Origin of the sequence: Pseudoalteromonas sp. SR41-7 (assembly GCF_014163935.1) — a bacterium.
Taxonomy (GTDB): domain Bacteria; phylum Pseudomonadota; class Gammaproteobacteria; order Enterobacterales; family Alteromonadaceae; genus Pseudoalteromonas; species Pseudoalteromonas distincta.
In genome coordinates this window covers 14,100-30,789 of the sequence record NZ_JACJEF010000019.1, presented here as the reverse complement: position 1 = coordinate 30,789, position 16,690 = coordinate 14,100, and the positions used below count along the sequence as shown (strand labels likewise).

The 16,690-nt window shown below is 38.7% G+C and carries 18 protein-coding genes; 1 reads left to right on the top strand and 17 read right to left on the bottom strand.

The window, feature by feature from the left end:
• Window positions 1–5: 5 nt before the first annotated feature.
• The 12 genes from cheD to H5092_RS18520 all read right to left on the bottom strand — a co-directional run bounded on the left by cheD (window position 6) and on the right by H5092_RS18520 (window position 11,059).
• A complete protein-coding gene (cheD, locus tag H5092_RS18575) occupies window positions 6–623 on the bottom strand; it encodes a chemoreceptor glutamine deamidase CheD (RefSeq protein WP_039489124.1) in 618 nt (205 codons plus the stop codon).
• The gene (locus H5092_RS18570) at window positions 613–1,437 is read right to left on the bottom strand and encodes a protein-glutamate O-methyltransferase CheR (RefSeq protein WP_033020851.1); all 825 of its coding nucleotides are present in this window, start codon (window positions 1,435–1,437) and stop codon (window positions 613–615) included. The genes cheD and H5092_RS18570 overlap by 11 nt, the downstream gene beginning before the upstream one ends.
• 83 nt (window positions 1,438–1,520) lie before the next feature.
• Window positions 1,521–3,827 carry a methyl-accepting chemotaxis protein gene (locus H5092_RS18565; RefSeq protein ID WP_182734522.1) on the bottom strand — a complete coding sequence of 769 codons (2,307 nt, stop codon included), beginning with the start codon at window positions 3,825–3,827 and terminating at the stop codon, window positions 1,521–1,523.
• 45 nt (window positions 3,828–3,872) lie between these two features.
• Window positions 3,873–4,358, bottom strand: a complete 486-nt coding sequence (locus tag H5092_RS18560; protein ID WP_002959588.1) for a chemotaxis protein CheW — start codon at window positions 4,356–4,358, stop codon at window positions 3,873–3,875.
• The gene (locus tag H5092_RS18555) at window positions 4,355–6,445 is read right to left on the bottom strand and encodes a chemotaxis protein CheA (RefSeq protein ID WP_182716561.1); all 2,091 of its coding nucleotides are present in this window, start codon (window positions 6,443–6,445) and stop codon (window positions 4,355–4,357) included. The genes H5092_RS18560 and H5092_RS18555 overlap by 4 nt, the downstream gene beginning before the upstream one ends.
• A 10-nt stretch (window positions 6,446–6,455) precedes the next feature.
• Window positions 6,456–6,818 carry a response regulator gene (locus H5092_RS18550; protein ID WP_002959593.1) on the bottom strand — a complete coding sequence of 121 codons (363 nt, stop codon included), beginning with the start codon at window positions 6,816–6,818 and terminating at the stop codon, window positions 6,456–6,458.
• An 8-nt stretch (window positions 6,819–6,826) separates the two neighbouring features.
• On the bottom strand, window positions 6,827–7,099 hold the full coding sequence (locus H5092_RS18545; protein WP_002959595.1) for an STAS domain-containing protein: 273 nt from the start codon (window positions 7,097–7,099) through the stop codon (window positions 6,827–6,829).
• 151 nt (window positions 7,100–7,250) lie between these two features.
• Window positions 7,251–7,868 carry an SCO family protein gene (locus H5092_RS18540; RefSeq protein WP_024595084.1) on the bottom strand — a complete coding sequence of 206 codons (618 nt, stop codon included), beginning with the start codon at window positions 7,866–7,868 and terminating at the stop codon, window positions 7,251–7,253.
• Entirely contained in the window at window positions 7,865–8,794 is a 930-nt protein-coding gene (gene cyoE, locus H5092_RS18535; RefSeq protein ID WP_182716562.1) for a heme o synthase, read from the bottom strand. The genes H5092_RS18540 and cyoE overlap by 4 nt, the downstream gene beginning before the upstream one ends.
• Window positions 8,795–8,806: 12 nt before the next feature.
• A complete protein-coding gene (locus tag H5092_RS18530) occupies window positions 8,807–9,796 on the bottom strand; it encodes a heme A synthase (RefSeq protein WP_165744789.1) in 990 nt (329 codons plus the stop codon).
• Between the two features lie 38 nt (window positions 9,797–9,834).
• Window positions 9,835–10,329 (bottom strand): hypothetical protein, encoded by a 495-nt coding sequence (locus H5092_RS18525; protein ID WP_024595087.1) that lies wholly within the window; start codon window positions 10,327–10,329, stop codon window positions 9,835–9,837.
• Window positions 10,319–11,059 carry an SURF1 family protein gene (locus tag H5092_RS18520; RefSeq protein ID WP_182720115.1) on the bottom strand — a complete coding sequence of 247 codons (741 nt, stop codon included), beginning with the start codon at window positions 11,057–11,059 and terminating at the stop codon, window positions 10,319–10,321. Before H5092_RS18520 ends, H5092_RS18525 begins: the two co-directional genes overlap by 11 nt.
• Window positions 11,060–11,073: 14 nt before the next feature.
• Between H5092_RS18520 and H5092_RS20845 the strand changes: the two genes are divergently transcribed.
• Complete coding sequence (locus H5092_RS20845; protein WP_182693455.1) at window positions 11,074–11,382, top strand: DUF2909 domain-containing protein; 309 nt, start codon at window positions 11,074–11,076, stop codon at window positions 11,380–11,382.
• On the opposite strand, the gene H5092_RS18510 is transcribed toward H5092_RS20845, so the two are convergent.
• The 5 genes from H5092_RS18510 to lexA form a co-directional block, all read right to left on the bottom strand.
• Window positions 11,285–12,160, bottom strand: a complete 876-nt coding sequence (locus H5092_RS18510; protein WP_002959610.1) for a cytochrome c oxidase subunit 3 — start codon at window positions 12,158–12,160, stop codon at window positions 11,285–11,287. The two genes, H5092_RS20845 and H5092_RS18510, sit on opposite strands and share 98 nt — an antisense overlap.
• Before the next feature lie 35 nt (window positions 12,161–12,195).
• On the bottom strand, window positions 12,196–12,726 hold the full coding sequence (locus H5092_RS18505) for a cytochrome c oxidase assembly protein (protein WP_182693454.1): 531 nt from the start codon (window positions 12,724–12,726) through the stop codon (window positions 12,196–12,198).
• On the bottom strand, window positions 12,726–14,318 hold the full coding sequence (ctaD, locus tag H5092_RS18500) for a cytochrome c oxidase subunit I (RefSeq protein ID WP_002959615.1): 1,593 nt from the start codon (window positions 14,316–14,318) through the stop codon (window positions 12,726–12,728). Before ctaD ends, H5092_RS18505 begins: the two co-directional genes overlap by 1 nt.
• Window positions 14,318–15,460, bottom strand: a complete 1,143-nt coding sequence (gene coxB, locus H5092_RS18495) for a cytochrome c oxidase subunit II (protein WP_182693453.1) — start codon at window positions 15,458–15,460, stop codon at window positions 14,318–14,320. Before coxB ends, ctaD begins: the two co-directional genes overlap by 1 nt.
• A 481-nt stretch (window positions 15,461–15,941) precedes the next feature.
• Window positions 15,942–16,559: a transcriptional repressor LexA gene (lexA, locus tag H5092_RS18490; protein ID WP_024595093.1), complete on the bottom strand. Its 618-nt coding sequence runs from the start codon at window positions 16,557–16,559 to the stop codon at window positions 15,942–15,944.
• Window positions 16,560–16,690: the final 131 nt, after the last annotated feature.

Below are 16,690 nucleotides of genomic sequence, written 5' to 3'. Positions count from 1 at the left end.
TACTCCTAAAACAGCTCTATATCGGTTACTACTTCTTGCTTTTTAAGGTTTTGTAAGTAACGGACTTCGCGTTTTTCAATCGTATTATTATGTAGGTTTTTAAGTTTTTTCATGTGAACTTTACCGGTGTTCGGATGAAAAAATATTTTTCGCGGCCACGGGCCCCCCATATCATGGGCAACTAGATTTAATGCCTCTTCTTTAATATACGCTGCTGCAAAACTAATATTACCCAGCCCTATATCAGTCATCGCACTAATAATTTTCCCCCCGCCAAAAAGTTTTACTTTTAGGTTACACCGAGACGCGCCATTTTTTAAAACTTCGTTTATAAGATACTCCATAGCCCAATTACCGTAGCGACAACTTAAACTATGCGCATTTTTAAGTTCTACTCCCTTTTGAATTGGTAACATAAAGTGATTCATCCCGCCAATACCAAGTACTTCATCGTATACACAAGCCGCAATACACGAACCCAGAACTGTAGAGATCAGTTCATTATTTTTAGAAACATAAAACTCACCCGGAAGTACTTTAGCAACAACGCTACCTCGGCCCGAATCCCAATATCGTTTAATATGTTCAAAGTTAGGTAATACCGGCCTAAACTCAGCGTGCATTTTGTCCCTTTTGGTACATAGTTTTCCCTAAGTTTTTGAATTGTGAATGCTCTTTACCCATACTTTCTGAGTGACCTAAAAACAAATAACCTTGTTCATTTAATATATTAGCGTAGCGCTTAAAAAGCTGATCTTTTGTTTCTTTATCAAAGTAAATAACAACATTACGACATAAAATAAGATCAAATGATCCTTTCATTGGCCAGTCTTGCAATAAGTTTAAACGCTTGAAAGAAATAGACTCTTTTAGTTTATCTCTAACTTTATAGTTTTCACCGTCTTTACTTTTTAAAAACCAACGCTTAAGTTGCACGTCATCTAAGCCATTAACATTCGCTGCGGTGTAAATACCTTTTTGTGCTTTTGCCAATACATTAGAATCTAAATCGGTTGCTAGTATTTTTACATCCCAATTGCTCGGAAATGCGTTATTTAAAGTCATCGCCAAACTGTAAGGCTCTTCCCCTGTGGAGCAACCTGCAGACCAGATTCTTACTCGCTTACTGTTTTTATTTGCCTTTAAAAGAGCAGGTACAAGCTCAGATTTTATAAATTCAAAGTGATGTATTTCACGAAAAAAAGACGTTAAGTTCGTTGTTATTGCATTAATAAAGGCATCAAACTCCTGGTCTTTATGACTATTCAGATACTCTAAGTAAGCTTTAAAATCAGTTAATTTACGCTCCCTAATACGTCTTGCTAAGCGTGAATAAACCATCTCTCGCTTATGATCCCCTAATACAATTCCACATGCGCTGTAAACTAAACTGGCAATTTCCTTAAAGTCGCGGTCGGTACACAAAAACTCTTTCATTGTTCGCTCTCAATTAAACCTAACGCTAACAAGTAGTGCCTCGCTGTAACTATTTATTAGACGAGGCATAAAAAGGCTAAATATTAAAACTCTTCCCACTCATCAGCTGAGTCTACAAAGTTATCGCCCCTTGGCTTGTTACTCACAAAACGACTTTGCGGCTTATGATATAGTTCAGGGGTTCGCATAGTTGATGACATCATTGTCATCTCTTGCTGATCTACTGAGAAAAAGTTAAGTAATCGGCGCATCTCATTAGCTTGCTCAGCCATAGACTCACCAGCAGCAGAGGCTTGCTCTACTAGAGCGGCATTTTGTTGCGTCATTTCGTCCATTTGAGAAATAGCTTTATTAACTTGTTCAATACCTGCACTTTGCTCTTCAGATGCCTCTGTAATATCAGAAATCATTTGCGTCACTCTTTGCACCGACACAACAATCTCTTTAAGTGTAGCGCCCGACTCATTAACTAATTGAGAGCCATCAGCTACTTTGCCTACACTATCTCGTATTAACTCTTTAATTTCTTTCGCTGCGCCCGCAGAGCGCTGCGCTAAGTTACGAACCTCACCTGCAACAACCGCAAAGCCTCGACCTTGCTCACCCGCTCTTGCTGCCTCCACTGCGGCATTAAGCGCTAATAAGTTCGTTTGAAACGCGATTTCGTCTATTACACCGATAATATCTGCAATTTTTTTGCTCGACTCATTAATTGCCGACATGCTCGTAACTGCTCTATTAACAACTTCACCACCTTGAATTGCTTTTTCACAGGTTTCTTCTGCTAAGTCGTTTGCTACTTTTGCGTTATCAGCATTTTGACGAACGGTACTGGTCATTTCCTCCATACTTGAAGCTGTTTCTTCAAGTGACGAGGCTTGCTCTTCTGTACGTTGGCTTAAATCAGCATTACCTTGAGAAATTTCTTCTGCACCACTGGCTACTAACGTTGCCGATGAATTTATGCGATTAATCACTTCTGTTAATTTATCTGCCGTAGCATTTGCGTCGCGTTTAAGTTTATCAAATGAACCTTTGTATTCTTTTTCAATACGTTTTGATAAATCACCACTTGCCATCGCATCGAGCATATTGCCAGTGTCGGCAACGGCATCATCAACTATTTTAACTAAGCTATTTAATCCTTGAGCCAAACGTAAAAAGAACCCTTCCTTCCCATCTTCCGCAACTCTTGTATCTAATTCGCCATTACCTGCAGCACCAATAAGCTCAGCGATTTCTTTTTCAAGCGCAACTTCATTGGTTCTATCTTCCCACTCAACAATGGTGCCTAAATGCTTTCCGTCTTGACTGATCCAAGGTGAAGCAATCAAGGTAAAAGTGACACCAGCTAACAGTAGCTCGGCTTTATAGGGCTTATCTAGGTTTTTTAATAAATCACGTTGATGATTAGGGCGCTTATGAAAATCATCAACACAGGTGCCAATTAAATTATCAACAGAAAAGCTTGGCAATACGGTTTGTAATTCTTTTTCGCGGACTTTTAGCATTTGCTGAACACGGTCGTTCACAAATACTATTTTAAGGTTTTCATCAGCAATCATTACGTTTGCTTGGCAAACTTTAAGCGCATTTGCTAAATCGGCTGCTTTGCGAGATGCCTTTTCAAGCTCTTTTTGTTCAGTAATATCAGATGCATATTTAATCACTTTAAACGGCTTGCCGTTCATATCATAAATTGGATTATAAGATGCTTGAATCCAAACCTCCTGACCCTGCTTTCCTATTCTTAAATATTCCCCTGAATCAAATTCACCGCGACCTAGTTTGGCCCAAAATTCTTTATATTCGATACTATTTGCATGTTCGGGATCAATAAAAAGCCTATGGTGCTGGCCTTTAATCTCGCTAAGTTGATAGCCAAGCGCATTTAAAAAGTTAGCATTGGCATCAATAATAGTGCCATCTAAATTAAATTCGATAACCGCTTGAGATTTACTTATAGCACTAATTTGCCCTGAAGCTTCTGCTGTTATTAACTTTTGCTCAGTCACGTCGGTGGCAAACTTAACTACTTTTAATACTTGCCCTTGCTCATCAACAATTGGGTTATAAGTTGCTTGGATCCATACCTCAGTTCCACCTTTAGCATTACGCTTAAACTCATCTGAGATAAACTCGCCATTACGCAGGCGTTGCCAAAAGTTTTTATAATCGTTGCCCTGAGCTTCATCTGGGTCAACAAACATCGAGTGATGCTGACCTTGAACCTCCTCAAGACGATAGCCCATCGCGTTTAGAAAATTCATATTTGCAGTAATTATTTTTCCGTTAGGTTCAAATTCAATCACCGCTAATGATTTATTCAATGCGTCTACAATTAAATCATTACTTGATTTTGACTGCTTTGGATTACTAAACCATCCCATGCTCATCACCACCTTTAAGTTTATTATTCATTTAGTTTCTATTTGCTAAATATTCATTGTTTTTTGCAGGTCAATTAGCGCTACCATTTTTTCACCAACATTCACCAACCCAGCTACATATTCACAATTACTCGATTCAGACAAACTAGGAACCGCTTTCGCATCTTGCTCCGCAATACTGTAAACATCAGAGACGGCATCAACAGCAACACCTATAATTTTACTACCTAGTTCAAATTCTATTTTGACAACGATAACCACCGTTAATGGTCCATAGTCGACACTTGGTAATCCAAAGCGCAACCGTAAATCAATAATTGGCACTATTGTTCCGCGTAAATTAATAACGCCTTTTACAAATTCAGGTGCATTGGGCAGTACTGTAATTTCTTCCCAACTGCGAATTTCTTGTACTGTTAAAATATCAACGCCATATTCTTCATCAGCCATAATAAAAGTTAAAAACTGTTTTACACCTTGCTGTTGCTGAAGATTTAATTGGTTACTTAACTGGCTTTGATCTGAGCTCATAACGCCTCCAAAGTGGCTTGCGTTTCAATAGTTAGTTCTTGGCTACCTGGCTTTTTTAAGCCTGAGAGCTTTATTAAGCCGCTAATATCCACAATCAGCGATACACGCCCATCTCCTAAAATGGTAGCACCCGATACGCCATCCACTTTATGGTAGTTTGCCTCTAAACTTTTAATAACAACCTGCTGTTGAGACAGTAAATCATCAACTAATAAACCCACCTTTTGGTTATCTGTTTCTACAACAACAAGCAGCGTTTTATCGAGTGATTCAATAGCATTTTTATGATTAAAAATATCGTAGAGTCTTAATATAGGAATGTATTCGTCTCGAAGCCTCAATACATCAAGGCTTTTACCCACTCGACTCACTTTTGCAATATCAATTTGCAGTGACTCCACAATAGAAATGAGCGGAATAATATAAGTATGCTGAGCCACCTTAACTAATTGCCCATCTAAAATAGCGAGAGTAAGGGGTAATCTAATAGTAAACGTAGAACCAACACCGGGCGCTGAGGTTACTTCCACTGAGCCATTTAATGATTGGATATTTCGCTTAACAACATCCATCCCAACTCCACGACCAGATAAGTCACTTACCTCATCCATTGTCGAAAAGCCGGGCATAAAAATAAGCTCATTTATTTCATCGTCACTGAGATGGTTATCAGCTGAGATTAATTCGTTAGCGATGGCTTTTTCTTTTATTTTTTTTGTATTTAACCCTTGCCCATCATCCATTATTTCAATAACGATGTTTCCACCCTGATGAAATGCATTTAAGGTTACTGTGCCAACGGGATCTTTACCTGCCGCCAGTCTTTGCTCAACAGTCTCTAACCCATGATCAAGTGAGTTTCTTACTAAATGCACCATAGGGTCAGATATTTTTTCCATTACTGTTTTATCAAGCTCGGTTTGCTCTCCAATCAGCTTTAGCTCAACCTGCTTATTTAGCTTTTGCGCTATATCTCGCACTAATCGAGGAAAACGACTAAATACAAAATTAATTGGGAGCATACGAATACGCATCACATTTTCTTGTAAATCACGCGTATTATGTGCAAGTTGTGCTAAGCCTTCTTGTAGTAAAGTGATTGTGGCTGGTGTGATTTCTTGTTCGCTGAGTTGATTTAGCATGGCTTGTGTAATAACAAGTTCACCTACCATATTTATTAACGAATCAACTTTATCAATGCCAACACGTATAGAGGTAGATTCTGGTGCACTTGTAGGTTTTTTATCTTTATTAGCAACGGGTTGCTGTGGCTTACTTGGTAACTCAGCTACTTTTATTGAATCGGGTTCTTCAAGCTCAACAGCTTTAGGTATCTCATCTTGATTAGGTTGTATTGGCTCATCATTGCCAAATAAGCCGCCACATAATTCAACTTTTATATCGGCATCGTCTTCAACCCATTCAAACACTTCTTTTATGGCCTTTTCATCATGGCTAGTGCTTAAAAAAAAGCGCCAATGTAAAAAACATTCATCACTACTTAAATCGGTGATTTCTGGAACTTCATCGTAAAATACTGTGGTTTCTAACTCACCTAGCTCTTCAAGCTCACTGATCATATACAGTGGCTCGTTTCCTGTTTTAAATAAATGATGATGAGGTTTAAAGTCTATTTGATAGGTATTACTACTTGTTTGCTCTTCACAGCTTTGAGGTTTATTCTCATGTGTTTCATTTTTCATTCCAAGTACATGTTCAAATTGTACTTTTAACAAATCTGCTTCGGTTAAATCTGGCTCTTGTTCACCTTGAAGTGCAGCAAGTAAAGCGCGTAAGCAATCCACAGCTTTGAGTAATAAATTAACATGCTCGGTACTAAGCTCTCGTTCACCTTGGCGAATTTGATCTAGTAATGTTTCAAGTACATGAGTAAAGTCAGCAACGGAGCTAAAACCAAATGTCCCACTGCCTCCTTTTATTGAGTGAGCAGCTCTAAAAATAGTGTTGATAGTTTCTAAGTCTTCCTCACCTGGCACTAAGTTTAATAGCTCAGCCTCCATGGTATCTAGGCCTTCAAAACTCTCTTCAAAGAAAACTTCAAAAAATTGACTTAAATCTATACTCACACTGCGCTCCTTAGCGAATAACTTTTTTAATTACCGCTAGTAGCTGATCGGGATTAAATGGTTTAACAATCCAGCCTGTTGCCCCAGCAGCTTTACCTTCTACTTTTTTTTCTAAACCCGACTCAGTTGTAAGCATCAGTAATGGTGTAAATTTATAACTAGGCAAAGTACGCAGCTCTCGTATTAATGTAATTCCATCCATTATTGGCATGTTTACATCTGAGATCACGGCATCAAAGTCTTGCTGCTTGGCAATAGCGAGAGCTTCACTGCCATCTTTAGCTTCGGTTACATCAAACCCTGCGGTTTTTAATGTAAAGCTCACCATTTGACGCATCGATGCTGAGTCATCAACCGCTAAAATTCTTTTCATATATACCCCTAACTTTTACTTTCGGTTGTTAAGTATTGGCTTAAGCCAAGTTTATTGATTGTATGCGTTAAGGCCTCGCTACTGCCTACCCAAATGATTTTGTGCTGTATGGTAAGTAGGTGTTTTTGTAAGGCGCATAAAAGTTGAATTGAGGCAGTATCAGCAGAAATCACATCGTTAATATCAAGACAGATATCATCGTTGCTATTGAGTTCGTGCAGTAAATCTTGATGTAGTGTTTCAACTTGCGTAATAGCAAGTTCGCTTGGAAGTTTTAGCATTTAGTAGGTGCATTCCCTGTCAATTCAATTCATAACAAAAGCTTAGCCCTAGTTATTAAAATTGCCATAAAATGCTTAATTAAATTTAAATCGTCGTTAAAAAACAAAAAAAGGAGCCTAAAGCTCCTTTCAAATTGGTAAAAAGTAAAAACTAGTTTTTGTAGTAATCGGCTATTTTTTTAAACTCTTTCGTTAAAGTCGTCGCATTAATTAATGGCACACTACCTTGTTTGAATTCTGGTTTAAAAATAGCTCTAACCGCTCCATTTTGATCAACCATAGCGACCGAAGCACTATGATCAACTGCATATTCTGATTCACTACTATCGCTAATGGCGTAAATTAAACCAAGCTCTCTAACAACAGGAAAAAGGTGTTTATGCTCCCCTGATACAGCTAAAAAGTCAGGATTAAAGTAATCTATATATTGCTTTCGTTTAGCTGGTGTATCGCGTTTTGGATCAACCGATAAAAACCAAATTTGCAGCGGATAATCTGCTTGTAAGTTTTTATAAACAGCATTTAACTTAGCAAGTGTTAATGGACAAATATCTGGGCAGCTTGTGTAGCCTAAAAATACTAAATTCCACTGTCCTAAAAATTGTTGCTTAGTCACTAATTCGCCGCGCTGATCGTTTAGCGTAAAATCAGACAATGGCTTTGCATTTTCGTAAACTAATGCATCTACATCTGGTGGACTATTTTCATTTGAACATGCTGATAAAAACAAAACTAAAACAACAATTAATCCAAGCCATAACTGCTTCATAAAGTGAGCCATTTATCTATAAATAAGATTACAAAGAGTACCATTAAATGAATAATCGAAAAACGAAATAAGTCCATTGCAGTCTCATCATTTCCAGCAATTTTTAATTTGACGGCTTTATATATAAACACTGCATTTAATACACACGCACCTATTAAATATATTAATCCAGACATACCAATTAAATAAGGTAATACGCAAACTACAGCGAGTAAAACAGAGTAGGCAACGACGCACGTTTTACAAAAGTCGATTCCATGGGTTACTGGTAACATAGGAATTTTAGCGCGTTCATAATCACTTTTTCGCGCTATAGCCAGCGCCCAAAAGTGTGGCGGAGTCCAGGTAAATATTATCATTACAAGTAACCAAGGGGCTGCTGCCATTTGGTTTGTTTCTGACACCCAACCTAATAATGGAGGCATTGCGCCAGCCAACCCACCTATAACAATATTTTGCGGTGTAGCACGCTTTAAAAATGATGTATAAACAAATGCATAACCTACCAATGCAAATAACGTTAATATAGCGGTTAAGGTATTAGCCCACACCATTAGCATAATAAAACCCGCAACCCCAATAACAGCTGCAAAACTAAGCGCATGTGTTTTACTTAAACGCCCTTTAGCCACAGGACGATGACGAGTCCTTGCCATTTTTGAGTCTATCTCACTATCAACCACATGATTAATAACCGCTGCAGCAGCAGAAAGTAGCCCTATACCTAACAAGCTAATAAACTGTACAGCCATACCGCGCCCTACATCAGGAGCCAGCGCTAAACCAACCCAAGCTGTTAGTACCAGCATGGCTACCACTTTAAATTTACTAATTGCTAAGTAGTCTTGCAGCAAATTATGAGTACGCGAAATTAGCGATTGAGTATTAACGGGTAGCAGTATTTTTTTATCAATTATAAGTGCCATTATATTTCCCCTTTATGTGCGTGATTTTAGGTAATAACACAACCTAACCATGCTTAATAATAGTATGGCAGCCATCAAGTTATGCGCCAGTGCAACTCCCAACGGAATATGCCAATGTACTAAAATAAGCCCTAAGCTAATTTGGCAAAGCAGGGTAAGCAATACGCTCACCACGCAATTTTTAATTTTTTTAGAGTACGCTTGGCTGTATATTTTCCACATAATTAGCGCCAGAACGATGCAAGTAACCAGTGCCCAAATGCGGTGTAATAAATGAATAGACATACGCGCTTGCTGCGATAACACACCAAATTCATAATTACTGTGCTCAAGTGGTAATTGAAATACGCTACTCAATGAAAACGGTTGTGCGTAATTACACAATGGCAAACCACTACAATGAGGAGCGGCGTAATTTGCAGCCAGCCAACCACCAAGTGCAATTTGGATAATCAATACACTGAGCGCTACTAAACTTAAACCAAAATAGCGTTTTGCGCCGCTATCGCCACCCATAATAGGTTTTGCGGTTAGCCGTAAATATAAAAGCGTTATAAGTGACAAAATACTAAAGCCACCTAATAAGTGGCCCATTACAATAAGCGGCTGAAGGTTCATGGTTACTGTCCACATACCAAGGGCAGCCTGAAATACCACTAGTAGAAGTAAAGCCAAAGGCAATTTAACTGGCGTAGTTGGATATTGGCGTTTTAAAAAAGCCAACACAAATAAACCTAAAATAAGTAAACCTAAAGCACCTGCAAAGTAGCGATGAATCATTTCTTTCCACGCTTTTGCGGTTTCGAACATCATATCGGGGTAGCTTTGAGTTGCTAAGGCTATGTCAGCCTCATGCTTAGGTACCGTTAAAAAGCCATAACAACCAGGCCAATCGGGGCACCCTAATCCTGCATCACTTAAGCGGGTGTACGCACCTAAAGCAACTACAATCAAAGCGAGTAATCCTGTTATTAATACTAAGTTTTTATAATTTTTATACATCTGATACTCCAACTTAATTAGCTAGAACGAGAACTTAATTAGCTAGAACGAGAATAGTTAAGTAATTTTTTTAGATCTTTTAATAGCCCTTTTTGTACTAAACGGTTTTCTTGTGGCTCGACCTTAAAGGGATATTCAAGTACCACTAACCCCATATGATCAATTAAATATAAACTTGCAGGATTTAAACTCTGTTGCTCGGTAATAATTTTCCATGGTAGATTTTTATTGTCGGGGCTTCCCATTACAGCCATATCAACCTTGCCTTGGTTTTTACCAAGTGCCACATATAAGTTATTAAGTGCATTGAGTTGTTCGCTGCATGGGGTGTTACATTCGTTTGAATAATTAAGTGCGATAGTCCATTGTTTGGGATTATTTTGCGGCCAATTTTTAAGTTTTATTTCTTGGCTTAAAAACTCGCCATTATTAGTAATTGCAGTAGGCAACCAATCAAACTTTAATGCGCCATATGCCAAAATTAATGGGATAGCGCAGCAACCCACAAACAACAAAAGGGGATTATTTTTCATTATGTGTCCTTTTTTTACTCGCAAAAATAGCCACAACAGCACATGCAACAGCAATTAAAAACCATTGCAAAGCGTAGGCATTATGCTTTTGAGGGCTCATAACAACGGCCTCATAATGAGGTGTTGCAATCTCATCACCAGTACCTTGTCTGTAAGCCATAAAATTAATTAATGATTGCTGGCTTTGGGTGCTCAGCATATTCAAGTCGATAGATTGGATTCTTGTAGGTAAGTCGTTATTTGTCGTTTTATCTTCAAGCGTAAAGCTACTTAAGTTATTTTCTTTTATTTGCGCTTTAAGAATAAAAACACCTGTAGGCAGAGTAACCTTTGGCAGTGCATCTCTAGATATAGGCGCTTTTACCCATCCTAAATTAACTAAAATCACTTTTTCTTCGGTGTCTGGCTTTAGTAAAGCAAGTAGGTCGTACCCTACTTGTCCGTTATAAACTTGATTATCTAAAAGCCAATATTGGTTTTGTACAAACCGCCCTTTTAACTCAACCAATACACCAGTTTTGTTCCAGCTATCAGGTAAGTTAAGTAATTGAGACCAGCTCATCACACCACGAGTCTGTTGCTTAGCAATGGCGGTTAGTTGTTGCTGCTTTTGCTCACCTCGCTCCAACTGCCAAAACCCCAATCGCACACACACAAGTACAACAACCACAACCATACAAAGTGTGATTAGTGAGCTAAGCTTTTGTTTGTGCCATAAAACTAACTGCATAAAGGGTCAACTCAGTGATTATTAAAATTATTATCGTACTGTTGTTAATATTTATACTTTTTAACTTATTTAGAGCATTGTTTATTATGGTGTCAGGGAAAACAGGGGGACGACCTATGTCTCACTTTTTAGGTCGTCGCGTATTGTTTTCGTTCGTTGTTTTAATTGTTGTTATTGCAGCGCTTAAACTTGGTTTTATTAAAGCGAATAATTCGCCAATAAACGCTACAGCACATATACAAATACAAACAAACACAGCCACACCACATCAACAAAGTGCCAATACCAAGCAGCTGCTTGAAAAGCAAAGTGCTTATCTTTAGTAAAGTGCCCTTTTAATATCCGTAAAAATATTACAAATAAAAGTACGGTTCCTAGCGTTACATGCATGCCATGAAAACCAGTCAATAAAAAAAACGTATTACCGTAAATACCCGCATCTAGCGTTAGATTAAGGTCATTATATGCATGCATGTACTCCTCAACTTGCAGCCCTAAAAAGCAAACACCCAGTAAAATAGTAGCGCCTAAAAAAACCTTAAGTGGAGTACGTTTATTGTTTTCCATCGCTACGTGGGCAAAATGTAAAGTAACTGAGGAAGTAAGCAGTATTAAGGTATTTATAAGTGGTAAGCCTTGCCAGCCCATAGCCTGAGTAGTTTCGCCAGCAGGTGTTGAAACTAGCGGCCAAACAGCTTCAAAAGTTGGCCATAAAACCTCGTTAGTCATTGCATTATTGCCTGCACCTCCAAGCCAAGGTACCGACAATACCCGTGCATAAAAAAGCGCACCAAAAAAGGCCATAAAAAACATAACTTCAGAAAAAATAAACCAGCTCATACCTTGTCTAAAAGAGCGATCCATTTGTGCTGAGTACAAACCTTGGTCTGACTCACTAATTACATTTTTAAACCAGCTAAACAACATATACACAAGCACAGCAATACCGGCATAAAGCAGATAAACCCCGCTACCACCTTCTTTACCTACACTCATAACAGTCAAGCCTGCCCCTACTGCAATAAAAAACAATGCAACTGCACCTACAATAGGCCACGGGCTTTGCTCAGGTACGTAATAATGCTCATATTCTTGATTCATTTTATTTACTCCTAGTTTCACACTAGTTTAAAAAGCTAGTTATTACTTGCCACCAGCTGTTCACTAATATCAAATACGGTATAAGATAAAGTTAATTCTTCAATGTCGCTTGGCAATGCGGTATCAACATAAAAAAGTAATTTAAATTCAAGCTCTTCCCCTGCTTTTAGAGGTTGCTGATCAAAGCAAAAACAAGCTATTTTATGTAAATACTTTGCCGCTTTACCTGGCGAGACTGATGGTACAGCCTGCATTACTTTATCTAGATTGCTGTTATTTTTAGCACTAAACATTACTTCACGCATTGCACCGGGTTTTACCACTACACTGTATTCTTTTGATTTAACTTTAAACGGTGCACCACTTTGTGCGTGAGTAGTAAAGCTAACGCCAACTTCTCGGTTTTGTACTATTTGTGTACTTTGCTCTGCTTGCTCAAGCGAAGGCTTTCCATTAAGCCCTGTTACATCACAAAACACGTCATACAAAGGTACTAAAGCAAAGGCAAAGGCAAACATGCCTATGCAAATAAGTACCAAACGTTTGAGTAGCGGTGCATGTGTCATTACTTAATAACCGGCGGCGTAGAAAAAGTATGATATGGCGCTGGAGAGTCAACTTCCCACTCAAGGCCTTCTGCCCCTTCCCATACTTTTGCAGGCACTTTATCACCGCCACGCGCGCATTTAATTACCACAGCTACAAACAACAATTGCGATAAACCAAAGGCAAACCCACCAATACTTATGATTGCGTTAAAGTCGGCAAATTGAAGAGCGTAATCGGGAATTCGACGCGGCATACCAGCAAGCCCTACAAAATGCATAGGAAAAAACAGTACGTTCACGCTCACCAGCGATAGCCAAAAATGCCATTTAGCCAATGTGATATTAAACATATTGCCCGTCCACTTGGGCAGCCAGTAATAAGCCCCCGCCATTATCGAAAATACAGCCCCTGTTACTAATACATAATGAAAGTGCGCCACTACAAAATAAGTATCGTGATATTGAAAATCAGCAGGTGTAATTGCCAGCATCAATCCCGAAAAACCACCCAAGGTAAACAGCACAATAAACGCAATACTAAAAAGCATTGGCACTTCAAAAGTTATTGAGCCTTTCCACATTGTGGCAACCCAATTAAATACTTTTACTCCTGTAGGTACCGATATAAGCATGGTCGCGTACATAAAAAACAACTCGCCAGCGACCGGCATCCCAGTGGTAAACATATGATGAGCCCATACAATAAAGCTCAATAGTGCTATGGAGGATGTGGCGTATACCATTGAGGCATAGCCAAAAAGTTTTTTACGAGAAAAGGTAGGTACTATTGTAGATATAATGCCAAAGGCAGGAAGAATCATTATGTATACTTCGGGGTGACCAAAAAACCAAAAAATGTGTTGGAACATCACCGGGTCGCCACCGCCTGCGGCATCAAAAAAGCTGGTCGCAAAATACTTATCGGTAAGTACCATAGTGACAGCCCCTGCAAGCACTGGCATTACGGCTATTAATAAAAAGGCAGTAATTAACCACGTCCATACAAATAAGGGCAACTTCATCCATGTCATGCCTGGGGCACGTAAGTTCACTATGGTTACAATCACATTGATTGCGCCCATTATTGAGCTAATTCCCATAATATGTACGGCAAATACAAACAATGCAGTATTATCATTACTGTATGTTGTGGACAGTGGTGCATAAAAAGTCCAACCAAATGCAGGACCCCCACCAGGCATAAATAACGATGCCAATAGGATTAAAAACGCAAACGGTAAAATCCAAAAGCTCCAGTTATTCATTCTTGGCAATGCCATATCTGGCGCGCCAATCATGAGTGGTATCATCCAGTTAGCAAGGCCTGTAAAGGCGGGCATAACCGCACCAAACACCATAATTAAACCATGCACTGTGGTCATTTGATTAAAAAAGTGAGGGTCGACCAACTGTAAACCTGGTTGAAATAATTCAGCCCTGATCACCATGGCCATTGCGCCACCAATTAAGAACATGGTCAGCGAAAAAATTAAATATAAACTACCTATATCTTTATGATTAGTTGTGTAAAGCCAGCGTTTAAAACCTTTAGCTGGGTGATGAGCATGATGAGCTTCATTGGCGTTAGGTTGTTCTACTATGCTACTCATTAGTTCGCCTCCACTTTGGCATCAAGTGCTGTCTGTATTTGACTCGGTTGAATAACATCACCCGTATCATTACCCCACGCATTACGTTTATAAGTAATAACCGCAGCTAATTGCTTTATAGATAACTGCTTGGCAAAAGCTTGCATTGCCGTACCGGGTCGTCCATGGATAACTACATCAATGTGATCTTTTATATCGCCAAGCACTATCGGGCTGCCTTTAAGTGCAGGAAATACGCCCGGTAACCCCATGCCAGTAGGTTGATGACATGCAGCACAATTAGCCATATATACTTGTTCGCCTAAAGTCATTAACTCTTCTTTTGGGAGGGTTTTATCAAGTAATGCAGCATCTGCTAATGCTGCTTTTTGTTTAGCCTGCTTTGCATCTGTAAGCCATGTTTTAAAATCAGCCTCAGATTTAGCGACCACCACAACGGGCATAAAGCCATGGTCTTTACCACACAACTCAGCACATTGGCCTCGGTAAGTACCTTCTTCGTTTATGTTCGTCCATGTTTCGTTTATAAAGCCGGGGTTCGCATCTTTTTTAACTGCAAAATCAGGTACCCACCAAGAGTGAATAACATCGTCAGAAGTCATTAAAAATCGTACTTTTTGATTTATTGGCAGTACAAGAGGCTTATCAACCTCAAGTAAGTAGTTAGGATTTTTATCTGCAAGATTCGCGATTTCATCTTGCGGGGTAGATAAAATAGAGTAGAACTCTACATCTTCACCCATATATTCATAATGCCATTTCCATTGCGAACCCGTAATTTTAATAGTGAGATCAGCTTTGCTGGCATCTTCCATTGCAATTAGGGTTTTAGTGGCTGGTACTGCCATAGCAATTAAAATAACAAACGGAATTGCAGTCCAAAGTATTTCTACTTTAGTGCTTTCGTGAAATTGGGCAGGTACAGCCCCTTTAGATTTACGGTGATGAATAAGTGCCCAAAACATAATTGCGAACACTATCACCCCAATCACACAACATATTATAAATATGGTCATGTGCAGCTGATATACATTATTGCTTATATCGGTTACGCCTTTGCGCATATTGTATTGGCTGTTAGCCAAAACTGGGTGCGAAAAAACACATAATATAAGCCACAAGGTAGAGGTCAGTTTACCCATGTGACGGCTCCTTTGATGCTATTGCGAATGCAAAGCGAAGAGGCATACGGCTTAAACGCCAATTCGTTATTTTTATTTTTTTAGCCAATCTTATTTAATATTGATTGGTTTTGCTGCGCCAACAACGAGTTTGTGTATATTGTGTGTTCTCAAAACTAAAAAGCTGTGAGTTATTATTAGCTCAGCACATTAACAATTAGCTAAAAAACGAACAACAAGCAAGTTTTAGTATAAAAAACAATCAGGTGATATTGAATAATTAATAAAAATCGGTAATCAACTGGGCAACAGGAAGTTCAAAATATGAGCAAAACAAAGGGTTTAACGCATTCGGAGGGGGAAATATAAGTGCAAAAAAGTTTACAGCTTAAATAGTCAGTGGGCTGTTTACGCCCTATTTTTTAGTACAAATTTTAAAACAAAAATGCGTACTAATTAGTACGCATTTATAAAACTGCTTGTTTAAAAGCTATTTTTAAAGTCACATCCAATCAGCGTTTCTTATAACGCCAACGGCTAAGCCTTCAATATTAAAAGACTCATTCTCAAGATCTACTTCAATAGAGTCAAAATCGTCGTTTTCAGCATGAAGTAATACTTTACGACCCGCTTTCTCAAGACGTTTTACAGTTACGTCTTCGTCTAGGCGAGCAACAACAACTTGTCCATTTTCAGCGGTTTGAGTACGATGTACAGCAAGTAAATCACCATCCATAATACCAATATCTTTCATGCTCATACCGTTAACGCGTAGTAAAAAATCTGCAGCCGGTTTAAACATTAATGGATCGATTTTGCAGTGACTTTCAACGTGCTCTTGCGCCAAAATAGGTGAACCAGCAGCAACACGCCCTATAAGCGGTAAACCTAATTGTTCTGGCTCTTCTTCTTCAATTAATTGAATACCACGGCTTGCACCTGGTTTCATTTTAATTGCGCCTTTTTTAGCAAGTGCTTTTAAATGTTCTTCAGCAGCATTGGCACTTTTAAAACCTAATGTTTGCGCTATTTCAGCACGTGTAGGAGGCATACCAGTGTCTTTAATAAAAACTTTAATTAGTTCGAGTATTTGAGCTTGGCGGTTCGTTAATGGTCGCATACAACTGGTTTTCCATACAGTACATTTAACTGTGAGTATATACAGTTAAATAAAAATCGCAAATTTAAATTAAGCCTTAAAATAGCTAAAGTAATTTCACTTGTGTACATTTTAGGGATATAACTAAAGCT

Coding starts and splice junctions, on each gene's coding strand:
- cheD (WP_039489124.1), bottom strand. CDS start 623: ATGCACGCTGAGTTTAGGCCGGTATTACCTAACTTTGAACATATTAAA.
- H5092_RS18570 (WP_033020851.1), bottom strand. CDS start 1,437: ATGAAAGAGTTTTTGTGTACCGACCGCGACTTTAAGGAAATTGCCAGT.
- H5092_RS18565 (WP_182734522.1), bottom strand. CDS start 3,827: ATGGGATGGTTTAGTAATCCAAAGCAGTCAAAATCAAGTAATGATTTA.
- H5092_RS18560 (WP_002959588.1), bottom strand. CDS start 4,358: ATGAGCTCAGATCAAAGCCAGTTAAGTAACCAATTAAATCTTCAGCAA.
- H5092_RS18550 (WP_002959593.1), bottom strand. CDS start 6,818: ATGAAAAGAATTTTAGCGGTTGATGACTCAGCATCGATGCGTCAAATG.
- H5092_RS18545 (WP_002959595.1), bottom strand. CDS start 7,099: ATGCTAAAACTTCCAAGCGAACTTGCTATTACGCAAGTTGAAACACTA.
- H5092_RS18540 (WP_024595084.1), bottom strand. CDS start 7,868: ATGAAGCAGTTATGGCTTGGATTAATTGTTGTTTTAGTTTTGTTTTTA.
- cyoE (WP_182716562.1), bottom strand. CDS start 8,794: ATGGCACTTATAATTGATAAAAAAATACTGCTACCCGTTAATACTCAA.
- H5092_RS18530 (WP_165744789.1), bottom strand. CDS start 9,796: ATGTATAAAAATTATAAAAACTTAGTATTAATAACAGGATTACTCGCT.
- H5092_RS18525 (WP_024595087.1), bottom strand. CDS start 10,329: ATGAAAAATAATCCCCTTTTGTTGTTTGTGGGTTGCTGCGCTATCCCA.
- H5092_RS18520 (WP_182720115.1), bottom strand. CDS start 11,059: ATGCAGTTAGTTTTATGGCACAAACAAAAGCTTAGCTCACTAATCACA.
- H5092_RS18510 (WP_002959610.1), bottom strand. CDS start 12,160: ATGAATCAAGAATATGAGCATTATTACGTACCTGAGCAAAGCCCGTGG.
- H5092_RS18505 (WP_182693454.1), bottom strand. CDS start 12,726: ATGACACATGCACCGCTACTCAAACGTTTGGTACTTATTTGCATAGGC.
- ctaD (WP_002959615.1), bottom strand. CDS start 14,318: ATGAGTAGCATAGTAGAACAACCTAACGCCAATGAAGCTCATCATGCT.
- coxB (WP_182693453.1), bottom strand. CDS start 15,460: ATGGGTAAACTGACCTCTACCTTGTGGCTTATATTATGTGTTTTTTCG.
- lexA (WP_024595093.1), bottom strand. CDS start 16,559: ATGCGACCATTAACGAACCGCCAAGCTCAAATACTCGAACTAATTAAA.